Annotated in this window: 9 protein-coding genes; all 9 read right to left on the bottom strand. The window is 36.3% G+C overall.

Annotated features, from left to right (window positions below; all coding sequences use genetic code 11):
• Window positions 1–2: 2 nt before the first annotated feature.
• Window positions 3–1,256 carry a threonine ammonia-lyase IlvA gene (ilvA, locus tag ACP5P5_RS00660; RefSeq protein ID WP_428284195.1) on the bottom strand — a complete coding sequence of 418 codons (1,254 nt, stop codon included), beginning with the start codon at window positions 1,254–1,256 and terminating at the stop codon, window positions 3–5.
• Window positions 1,257–1,317: 61 nt separating this feature from the next.
• A complete protein-coding gene (gene ilvC / locus ACP5P5_RS00655) occupies window positions 1,318–2,364 on the bottom strand; it encodes a ketol-acid reductoisomerase (RefSeq protein WP_428284194.1) in 1,047 nt (348 codons plus the stop codon).
• A 47-nt stretch (window positions 2,365–2,411) separates the two neighbouring features.
• Window positions 2,412–2,999, bottom strand: a complete 588-nt coding sequence (gene ilvN / locus ACP5P5_RS00650) for an acetolactate synthase small subunit (protein ID WP_428284193.1) — start codon at window positions 2,997–2,999, stop codon at window positions 2,412–2,414.
• Between the two features lie 21 nt (window positions 3,000–3,020).
• Window positions 3,021–4,766 carry a biosynthetic-type acetolactate synthase large subunit gene (gene ilvB, locus ACP5P5_RS00645; protein ID WP_428284192.1) on the bottom strand — a complete coding sequence of 582 codons (1,746 nt, stop codon included), beginning with the start codon at window positions 4,764–4,766 and terminating at the stop codon, window positions 3,021–3,023.
• Between the two features lie 20 nt (window positions 4,767–4,786).
• Window positions 4,787–6,481, bottom strand: coding sequence for a dihydroxy-acid dehydratase (ilvD, locus tag ACP5P5_RS00640; protein WP_428284191.1), 1,695 nt, complete (start codon window positions 6,479–6,481; stop codon window positions 4,787–4,789).
• Window positions 6,482–6,502: 21 nt separating this feature from the next.
• Window positions 6,503–7,408 (bottom strand): branched-chain amino acid transaminase, encoded by a 906-nt coding sequence (locus tag ACP5P5_RS00635; RefSeq protein ID WP_428284190.1) that lies wholly within the window; start codon window positions 7,406–7,408, stop codon window positions 6,503–6,505.
• Window positions 7,409–7,654: 246 nt separating this feature from the next.
• Window positions 7,655–8,773 carry a 3-isopropylmalate dehydrogenase gene (leuB, locus tag ACP5P5_RS00630; RefSeq protein ID WP_428284189.1) on the bottom strand — a complete coding sequence of 373 codons (1,119 nt, stop codon included), beginning with the start codon at window positions 8,771–8,773 and terminating at the stop codon, window positions 7,655–7,657.
• An 11-nt stretch (window positions 8,774–8,784) separates the two neighbouring features.
• Window positions 8,785–10,320 carry an ATP-binding cassette domain-containing protein gene (locus ACP5P5_RS00625; RefSeq protein ID WP_428284188.1) on the bottom strand — a complete coding sequence of 512 codons (1,536 nt, stop codon included), beginning with the start codon at window positions 10,318–10,320 and terminating at the stop codon, window positions 8,785–8,787.
• 3 nt (window positions 10,321–10,323) lie between these two features.
• A complete protein-coding gene (locus tag ACP5P5_RS00620) occupies window positions 10,324–11,484 on the bottom strand; it encodes a 2-isopropylmalate synthase (RefSeq protein ID WP_428284187.1) in 1,161 nt (386 codons plus the stop codon).
• Between the last annotated feature and the right edge of the window lie 75 nt (window positions 11,485–11,559).

The raw sequence follows: 11,559 nt of genomic DNA, 5'->3' as shown, positions 1-11,559 counted from the left end.
AATTAGATAAGATAGCCAAAAAGTGTGTTTTGTTTATTAATTTCCGTAAAATCTATTTGATGTTGTTGCATGCGTTGAATAAGTGCGGTATAATCGTTTCGATTGCTTAATTCAATTCCTACTAATGCAGGACCTTTTTCTTTATTGGTTTTTTGCATGTATTCAAAGCGGGTAATGTCATCGTTTTTACCCAGCACATCGTTTAAAAATTCTCTGAGTGCACCGGGACGTTGTGCAAATTGTATTAAGAAATAATGTTTTAAACCTTCAAATTGCAAAGCCCTTTCTTTTATTTCGGGCATTCGGTCAATATCATTGTTGCCTCCGCTAATAATGCACACAACGGTTTTGTTTTTAATTTGGTCTGCAAACGCATCTAATGCCGCAATACTTAAAGCGCCGGCGGGTTCCGCAACAATGGCGTTTTGGTTGTATAAATTTAAAATTGTAGTACACACTTTTCCCTCGGGAACCAGGCATAGTTTTGAAAGTGTTGATTTACATATAGGGTAGGTAAGATTACCCACTTTTTTAACGGCAGCACCATCTACAAATCGGTCAATAGTTGGTAAGGCAACCGGGTAACCGCATTCAAAAGCTTTTGTCATAGATGGAGCCCCTTCGGGTTCAACACCTATAATTTTTGTTTGAGGTGTTTGCCTTTGGAAATAGCTGCCAACACCTGCGGCTAATCCGCCGCCCCCAACGGGTAAAAACAAATAATCAATTAGGTGCAATTCTTCCAAAATTTCCATTCCCACTGTTGCTTGTCCTTCAATAATTTTAAAATCATCGAATGGGGGAATAAAGATCATTCCATGGTGTAATGTATATTCTTGTGCGGCTGCTGCACAATCGTCAAAAGTATCACCAGTTAAAATAATTTCAATTGCATTTTCCCCAAACATTTTAGTTTGATTAATTTTTTGTTTGGGTGTAATAATTGGCATAAAAATTACGCCCTTAATACCCAGGTATTTACAACTATACGCAAAGCCCTGTGCGTGGTTGCCGGCGCTTGCACATACAACGCCTTTTTGTAATTGCTCTGTAGGAATGCTGTTTAATAAATTAAATGCGCCGCGAATTTTGTAGGAACGAACGATTTGTAAATCTTCGCGTTTAAGAAATATTTTGCAATGGTATTGTTTTGATAAAACTTCATTGTATTGTAGTGGTGTTTTTACTACTACCTGCTTTAGTTTTTGGTAAGCCTCTTGAAAATTGAATACCTCTATTTTTTCCTGAACCTGCATTGCCACAATTTTTTTAAAGATGATGGTGTAATGCTACACCATCATCTTAACACACATTTTATTACTGATTTTCAGGCCTTAAGCTGCGTACAGTTTTTCCGGCCTGCCACATTTCGCTATCGCGTAATTCTTTTAATTCTTTTTCTAACTTTTCTCTGTAATCGGGCTGACTATTGGAATCAATTGAACGTTGTGATTCTTTGCCACTGGCAACGCTTTCATATAATTCCTTGAAAACAGGTGCGGTAGCATCTCTGAATTTTTTCCACCAGTCAAGTGCTCCCCGTTGTGCTGTAGTTGAACAGTTGGCATACATCCAATCCATGCCATTTTCTGCAACTAAAGGCATTAAACTTTGAGTAAGTTCTTCAACAGTTTCATTAAATGCTTCACTTGGTGAATGGCCTTTATCGCGCAATACCTGGTATTGTGCAGCAAATATGCCCTGTATAGCACCCATTAATGTGCCTCTTTCACCGGTTAAATCGCTGTATACTTCTTTTCTGAAATCAGTTTCAAATAAATAACCGCTACCAACGGCAATACCTAAAGCAATTACTCTTTCTTTAGCTTTTCCTGTAGCATCTTGGTATAAGGCAAAACTACTGTTTAAACCACGGCCTTGTAAAAACATTCTTCTTAATGAAGTTCCGGAACCTTTTGGGGCAACTAAAAATACATCCACGTCATTTGGGGGAATAATGCCGGTTTGATCATTAAAAGTAATACCAAAGCCATGTGAAAAATAAAGTGCTTTACCGGGTGTTAAATGTTTTTTTACAGTTGGCCATAAAGCAATTTGTGCAGCATCGCTAAGTAGATAACAAATAATGGTACCTTTTTGTAACGCCTCCTCAATTTCAAACAAAGTATGTCCGGGAACAAAACCATCGGCAATGGCTTTGTCCCATGTTTTCGAATTTTTGCGTTGGCCTACAATAACGTTAATGCCATTGTCGCGCATATTCAAAGCCTGTCCGGGACCTTGAACGCCATATCCTATTACAGCCACAATTTCATTTTTCAATACATCCTGTGCTTTTGAAAGAGGAAATTCTTCGCGGGTTACTACATTTTCTTCAACGCCGCCAAAATTCAGTTTTGCCATTTTGCTAATTTTTAGTTTTTAATGTTGGTTGTTTGTATAATGGTATATTACATAGAAAATACTTCAGCCTGTTTACTCAGGTATTCATTTTCAATTACCTCTTCACCAGGTTCTAATTGCTCAAATTGTTTTAATTTTTCGTGGAAGCCACTGCTCGATTTAATGATGGCTACCCGTGCACTTCTAACAAATTCAATTAATCCGTGCGGCTCCAACACTTTTATTAAGCGGTCGGTTTCTTCTCGATGACCTGATGTTTCAAAAACTGTATAATCTTTTCTAATTACAACTGCACGGGCACCATATTCGCGAAGTAGCCTTTCAACTTTTACTTTTTCAGCTATTGCATCCGTTGATACTTTATACATGGCTAATTCTTGCCATACAATTTCATCCTCGGTATTGTAATATGCTTTTAAAACTTCAACTTGTTTTTCAATTTGCCTGCAGAGTTTTCTTACCACTTCCTCTGTTTCATTAATTAGAATCGTAAAGCGATGAATGCCTTCCGATTCAGAGGGGGAGGTATTTAAACTTTCTATATTAATTTTTCTTCGCGAAAAAATGATGGCAATTCTATTCAATAAGCCAATTTGATTTTCGGTATAAACGGTTATGGTATATTCCTTTTTCATATTTGTATTTTTAAAATGCAATTACTGTAATCTAATTTCAGCTACGCTGCAGCCTTGTGGAACCATGGGGAATACATTATTTTCTTTTCCTACCATAACTTCTAATAAATAACTCCCTTTGTGGTTTAACATGGTTTGTAACGCATTTTTCAATTGGTTTCTATCTTTAATACTATTGGCTTCAATATGATAGGCTTTGGCAAGTTGCACAAAATTGGGGCTGGTAATATCTACAAACGAATATCTTTTATCGTGGAATAACTGTTGCCATTGACGTACCATACCCAAGAACTCATTATTTAATATTAAAATTTTTACATCAACATTAAATTGCATGATGGTACCTAATTCCTGTAAAGTCATTTGAAATCCTCCGTCGCCAATAATTGCTACTACGGTTCTGGTTGGTGCACCAAATTTTGCACCTATTGCTGCCGGTAAGCCAAATCCCATAGTTCCTGCTCCGCCGGATGTGATGTTGCTTTTTGATTGATTGAATTTAGCATAGCGGCAGGCAACCATTTGGTGTTGTCCAACATCAGTTACAACAATGGCATCTCCGTTGGTCAATTCATTCAAGGTTTTAATTACTTCACCCATTGTCATAATTGGTGATGTAGGGTTTAATTCGTTTTGAATAACTACATCATATTCCTGCTGTGCATATTCGCGAAAACGATTAATCCATGCTGTGTGGTTATTGGGTTGAATGAGTTGGGTTAACATGGGAAGTGTTTCCTTACAATCGCCCCAAACAGGAACTGTGGTTTGAACGTTTTTATCAATTTCTGCAGGATCAATATCTAAATGAATAACTTTAGCTTGTTTGGCGTATTTATCTAAACGTCCGGTAACACGATCGTCGAAGCGCATTCCTACCGCAATTAATACATCGCATTCATTGGTTAAAACATTTGGCCCATAGTTACCATGCATACCTAACATACCCATGTTTAAGGGATGATCTGTTGGTAAAGCGCTTAAACCTAATACAGTCCATGCAGCGGGAAAATTTCCTTTTTCAATAAATGCTTTTAGTTCCTGTTCTGCCTTTCCTAAAATAACTCCCTGGCCAAATATTACGAATGGTTTTTTGGCTTCATTAATCACTTTCGCAGCTTCTTCTATATAACTTTTTCTAATGATAGGTTTGGGCCTGTAGCTTCTTATGTGATTACATTTTTCGTAACCACTGTATTCAAACTTTTGTAATTGCGCATTTTTGGTAATATCAATTAAAACAGGGCCCGGTCTTCCAGTGCCGGCAATAAAAAATGCCTTCGCTAAAACATGCGGTATTTCAGTTGCGTCTGTAATTTGATAATTCCATTTGGTTACCGGTGTTGTAATGTTGATTACATCAACTTCCTGAAATGCATCTGTTCCTAATAAATGTGCAAAAACCTGACCTGTAATGCACACTAACGGAGTACTATCTATCATTGCATCTGCTAAACCTGTAACAAGGTTGGTAGCACCGGGACCACTGGTTGCGAATACAATACCGGTTTTTCCCGAACTGCGAGCAAAGCCTTGTGCAGCATGAATTGCTCCTTGTTCGTGGCGGACTAAAATATGCTTTATTTGGTTGGTATAATCGTATAAAGCATCATAAATCGGCATAATTGCACCTCCCGGATAACCAAAAATGGTAGTTGCATTTTCAGCTAATAATGCTTCTAATACCGCTTGAGATCCTGAGATGGAAACAGTTGGTTTAGAAGTTGATGTAGCTGTTTTATTAGGTGCAGTGATTACAGTATCCATTATTCAATATTTTATTGTGATTAAAAGGTTTGCTCATCGGTAACACAGCCCTCAGACGCTGATTTTACCAATTGAATATATTTATACAATACCCCCTTTGTGGCTTTTAGTTCGGGGCGGTTCCATTGTTGTTTTCTGCTTTCAATGGTTTTTTCGTCTACCAACAAATTAATGGTGTTTTTGATAGCATCAATTTCAATGATATCATCATTTTCTACTAATGCTAATACACCACCTGTAAATGCTTCGGGTGTAATGTGGCCTACTACAAAACCATGTGTACCACCACTAAATCTTCCATCAGTAATTAAAGCCACACTTTTTCCTAAACCTGCTCCTACAATTGCACTGGTAGGTTTAAGCATTTCGGGCATGCCTGGTGCACCTTTAGGGCCAATGTATCGGATAACGACCACATCGCCGGGTTTAATTACATTGTTTTCAATGCCTTTAATAAAATCATGTTCACCATTAAACACACGGGCAGGGCCTTTGAAATGAGTACCTTCTTTGCCGGTAATTTTAGCTACTGCCCCTTCACTTGCCAAATTGCCAAATAAAATTTGTAAGTGTCCGGTTGCTTTAATAGGAGTTTCAACCGGTTTAATTACTTGTTGTTTTTCAAAATCTAAATCTCTAGCTTCCTCAGCATTTTCTGCTACTGTTTTACCCGTAACGGTTAGGCATTGACCGTGAAGAAAACCTTTTTTCAGTAAGTATTTCATTACAGCCGGTAAACCTCCATGTTGATGTAAATCTTCCATTAAATATTTTCCGCTGGGTTTAAAATCAGCTAATACAGGAACTTTATCACTTATTTTTTGAAAATCGTTTATGCCAAAAGGCACACCAATGGTTTTGGCCATGGCAATAAGATGCAATACGGCGTTGGTGCTTCCACCTAATGCCATTACGATTGTTACAGCATTTTCAAAAGCTTCGCGAGTCATAATGTCGCGAGGTTTAATGTCTTTTTCCATTAAAAGTTTAATAGCTTTTCCTGCTGCTTCACACTCTTTTTGTTTGTCATTACTCAAAGCAGGATTAGTAGATGAGTAAGGCAAACTCATGCCCAATGCTTCAATGGCTGAAGCCATGGTATTAGCTGTATACATGCCACCACATGCACCGGCTCCGGGGCAAGCATGCTGAATAATACCTTTAAAATCGCCTTCACTTAATTTTCCCGCAATTTTTTGGCCCAATGCTTCAAAAGCAGAAACAATATTTAAATCTTCTCCCTTATAATGCCCTGCAGCAATGGTACCTCCATAAATCATTAAACTTGGACGGTTTAAACGGCTCATAGCCATAATGGAACCAGGCATATTTTTATCGCAACCGGGTATAGTAATTAATGCATCGTAATATTGTGCAGCTGCGTTGGTTTCTATGCTATCAGCAATTAAATCGCGACTCACTAATGAATAACGCATGCCATCTGTTCCCATGCTAATACCATCACTAACACCAATAGTATAAAAACGTAAGCCCAATAAACCTTCTGTATTATCAACACTTTTCTTCACCACAGTAGCCATATCATTCAAGTGCATATTACAAGGGTTACCATCCCATCCCATACTGGCAATGCCTACCTGCGCTTTTTTTAAATCTTCTTCATTAAAGCCTAGTGCATAATACATTGCTTGTGCTGCCGGTTGTGTTTCATCTTGAGTAAGCGTTTTGCTGTATTTGTTTAATTCTTTTTGCATAGTATTTATTTTGTATTAATGTTATTCTGTTCCTAATACTTCGTTTAAAATTGTTTTTTGGTTTTCGGTAATTAAGTTTTTATAAGAAGTTTGAATAAGCCGACTAATGGTTTCAGCCCAAGGCTTTGTAAATGGCTTATTGTCTAAAGATTCAATACCAATTACTTCAGCAGCAGTGCCACAAAAAAAAGCTGCATCAGCATTGTACACATCTTCTACTTTTAGTTTTGTTTCTTTTACAGGAATATTTAATTCACTGCATAAATCTAAAATTGTGGCACGTGTTATACCAGGTAATATATTTCCTAATTCGGGGGTAAAGAGTGTTCCATTTTTTTCGAAAAATACATTGGCACCAGGAGCTTCTGCAATGTAACCGTGCATATCTAATAATAAGGCCTCATCAAAGCCTTTTTGTTTTGCTTCCTGACTGGCTAATATTGAATTAACATAATGTCCGGTAGCTTTTGCATGAATGTGAAATGCTTTTGGATTTGGACGTTCAAAGGAGGAAGTAACTACTCGCAACATTTTGTTACCTAAGAAAGGCTCCATATGCCATGCTTCAATAACTATATGTGAAATGGTATTTTGGGCAAAACTCATATTAGCCGGCGCAAACACCAATGGACGTATGTAAGCATCTTGCAAATCATTCAGCGCTAGAACTTTGTAAGAGGCTTCTATTAATTCTTCAACTGTGTAGGTATAAGGTAAATTCAATGCTAAAGCAGATTGACGCAATCTTTCGAAATGTGCCTCAGCTTTAAAAATTTTAGTTTGGTTGGATACAGTTTTGTAAGCACGTATGCCCTCAAAAACTCCATAACCATAGTGTAATGTTTGGCTATATAAATCGGTAGTTGCATTAGCAGCTTTTACGTAGCTGCCATTTAAATAAATGAAAGTATTTTGGTTATAATACATGGTTTTGTGTTTTATATGAAATAAAAAACCCGCCTTTTTGAGGCGGGTTGAATTGTTTTATAATTGCTGTAAACAAACAAACTACCCTCCTCTGAAGACAGGCATAATAATGACAATTATAATGACAGCAACTATTGCAGCGCTGTTATTAAAAATTGCATTATGTAATTTGTTCGCCACGTTTATTTTTTTGTGTTGAACAAATATACCTGTTGTATTTGAATGAACAAAGAACTTTTTTATATGCTAAATAATGGTTGACTTTCTCAACTCAATATTTTTATGATTAATATCTTCGAAATTGTTATTGCCCGATATAAAATCACAAATCAATTCACCTATGGTAGAAGTGAAATAGAAATTAATGGGGTCAATATCTTTTGTAACAAATTTGTGTGTTAATGTCCAGTTTACACCTGCTCTTACTACAGCTGCTTCTGTAGTTAATCCAAAATAATCCAACATCATAGCAGCGGAAAGAATGGCACCCAGTGGATTAGCAATATCTTTTCCTGCAGCTTGAGGATACGAACCATGTATAGGTTCAAATAAAGCAGTACTTATACCAAATGATGCTGATGGCAACAAGCCTAATGAACCGGATAATACACTTGCTTCATCGCTTAAAATATCACCAAACATATTTTCCGTAAGTATTACATCAAATTGAGCAGGATTAAGAATGATTTGCATGGCTGCATTATCTACAAATAAATAACTCACTTTTACATCAGTGTAATTTTGAGCTACATTCTGCACAACGGAACGCCATAAGCGTGATGTTTCTAGTACATTGGCTTTATCAACCAAGGTTAATTGTTTTTTTCGTTGCATGGCTGCTTTAAAAGCGGCATGAGCAATTCTTTCTATTTCATTGGTATTATAAATACATTCATCAATGGCTTGGGTTTTATCGCTGCTAAGTTCTTTTTTGCCAAAATAAATACCGCCGGTTAATTCTCGATAAATTATAAAATCAACATTTTGTAATTGTTTTTCTTTTAAAGGAGATAAATGATGTAAAGCCGGGTACGTTGTAACCGGTCGTACATTTGCGTAAAGTTGTAATACTTTTCTTAGTTTCAATAAACCTTGTTCAGGTCTAACTTTAGCCGATGGATCATTGTCATATTTTGGGTCGCCTATAGCACCAAATAAAATAGCATCACTGTTTAAACAAACTTCAATTGTTTCATCTGGTAATGGGTTTCCTGTTTTGTCAATGGGTACTGCTCCCATTAAGCAATCAGTAAATTGCCATTCATGATTAAATTTTTCCGCAATGGCATGTAATACTTTTATAGCCTGTGTGGTTACTTCGGGTCCAATGCCATCGCCATGTATTACTGCAATATTTTTTTTCATACTATAAGTTTTTAATGTTGTACACAATAATGGGTAGTACGTACAGTTTTTTTATTTTCTTTATTTTGAATGTTTTCTACTTCCTCAATTTTTGCTTTCCCGTTTTGTAAGATTAATACCTTGTTTATACAATTTGGAATTTCGTCATCTACATGCGTTACATACAGTAGCGTAGTAGTAGGTTGTTGAGCGGCAATTTGTTGTATGGAATTTAAAAATAATTTTGTGAAAGTGACATCTAACCCTTGGCAAGGCTCATCGAAAATAAGTAAGGGAGGATTTTTTATTAATGTTCTTGCCAATAACACCCAACGCTGCATGCCAAATGATAATGTTTTTAATTGTTTGTGTATTTCACTCTGTAATTGAAATTCCTGTATGATAGTGTTAAGTGTTTGTAGTTGTGTTTCATTAAGTATTTTATATACACCCATCGTATCAAAAAAACCGGAGGCAATGGTTTTTTCAACAGTCAGTTGTTTGTCGAAGTATTTATGTAATTCGGGGGAAATATACCCAATTCGTTTTTTTATATCCCAGATGCTTTCACCACCACCTCTTTTTGTTCCAAAAATTTTAATAGCGTTAGCATAAGCTTGTGGATTATCACCGTTGATTAAGCTGAGTAAGGTTGATTTACCTGCACCATTATGTCCTTTTATTAACCATTTTTCACCTATACGTACATTCCAATTAATGTTTTCTAAAATTTTTTTATCGCCATAGATAACAGTTGTATCCTGCATTTCAATTACCCTCGTTTCACTTGTTGGCAATTGATTAGCAATTAAAAGCTTTTTAAAGTTAGGTAAGATTTGATTTTCACTTTTTGGCAAGTACATTTCTTTAGAAAAATACCTACTTTTTTTCTCTACATTTAATTCTAGTACATGTGTTATAAAGTTAGGTACAATTTTATCATTCCCTATATACACAATGGTAACTCCGTTAGTTGCATATTTTTCTAAAAGTTGTAATAAAGTATTTTGTGCTGTTTTGTCTAACCCGGTTAAAATATTATCAACAATTAAAATTTCGGGGTTATGCATTAAGCATTTAATAATTTGTAATTTTTTTTGTTCCCCATTGGAAAGTTGGATAAGCGGAGTTTCTAAACGATGCAGCAAATTGAATTTTTGGCACAGCTCATAATAATTTTCGGTGTCCTTGTCACTATTATTTAACTGTTGTGTGTGATGTGCTAAATGTTGTACCATGGTTTCACTATCATACGCATCACAACTATTGTATCGTTGTTGATAATAAAAATCGGAAAGGTTGGTAAGGTTTTTCCATTGGTGTGTATCCTCAATATAAACTATTCTGGGTAACTGATTAGCGTTTTCAAATGCAGGAAATGCAATTTTCCCTTTAAAAAATATTCTAGTGGCCAAAGCCTTACCCAATGTGGTTTTTCCACTGCCTGCCATTCCAGTTACGAACAAGTGTTCGCCTATTTGAATTGTGAAGCTTATATCCTGCAAAATGGTAATGCCATATTGTTGTATGTTCAAATGGGTAACTTGTATTGCAGGTAAGTTATTCATAAATTATGCTTCAATCCGTTGGTGTTGTTTAGCCATTGCATGCAAATCGTCATCACATACTTCTTTCTTTTGATCGGCTATTTGTAGAAATTTTTCATACAAAGTATCAATATCGTTTCTGGTACATTCATATCCTAAGTTCTTTAAACGATAAGCCAATGCACTTCTGCCACTGCGTGCAGTTAACACAATTTTTGAGGTATCGGCACCCACATCTTTTGGGTTAATAATTTCATAGGTAATAGCACTTTTCAAAAATCCATCTTGATGAATACCAGATGAATGTGAAAAGGCATTTGCACCCACAATAGCTTTGTTGGGCTGAACCGGCATCCGCATGGTATCGCTAACCAAACGGCTCATGGGGTTTAATTGTGTTGTTTTAATATGGGTATGAAAGCCTAAATGCTTGTGTTGTTGAATAATCATCACCACTTCTTCCAAGGAAGTGTTGCCTGCTCGTTCGCCTAAACCGTTCATTGTACATTCAATCTGTCTTGCACCATGTATTATTCCCTCAATTGAATTAGCTGTGGCTAAACCTAGATCGTTATGGCAATGACAGGAAAGAATAGCTTTGTCTATGTTGGGAACATTATTTTTTAAAAATGCAATTTTGGCCCCATATTGTGAAGGCAAACAATAACCGGTTGTGTCGGGAATGTTAATCACGGTTGCACCGGCTTTAATTACCGCTTCAACTACACGTGCCAAATATTCGTTGTCGGTTCTGCCTGCATCCTCTGCATAAAATTCAACATCATCTACAAAATTTTTAGCCCATTGCACACATTGTACGGCCCTTTCCAAAATTTCTTCTCTTGTTGAGTTGAATTTTCCTTTAATATGATAATCAGAAGTGCCAATGCCGGTATGTATTCTTGGTTTTTTGGCATATTTAAGGGCTTCGGCAGCAACTTCAATATCTTTTTTTACTGCTCTGCTAAGGCCACATACCGATGCGTGTTGAATAATTTTTGAAATTTCTTGTACGGAATGAAAATCGCCCGGTGATGAAATGGGGAAACCTGCTTCAATAATATCTACACCCAAATCTTCCAGAGCCAATGCCAGTTCAATTTTTTCTGAAGTATTTAATTTGCAACCGGGCACTTGTTCTCCATCGCGTAAAGTAGTATCGAATATATATATTTTTTCACTCATGAAATAATGGTTAAACGTTAACATTAATGAAACCAAAAACCCTTTGTAATTTTACGGAATACCGAATTTAGCTCA

This window comes from Hydrotalea sp. (assembly GCF_049968455.1).
GTDB lineage: Bacteria > Bacteroidota > Bacteroidia > Chitinophagales > Chitinophagaceae > Hydrotalea.
Note: the sequence above shows the minus strand (reverse complement) of the source record. Positions and strands in the feature narration are given on the sequence as shown.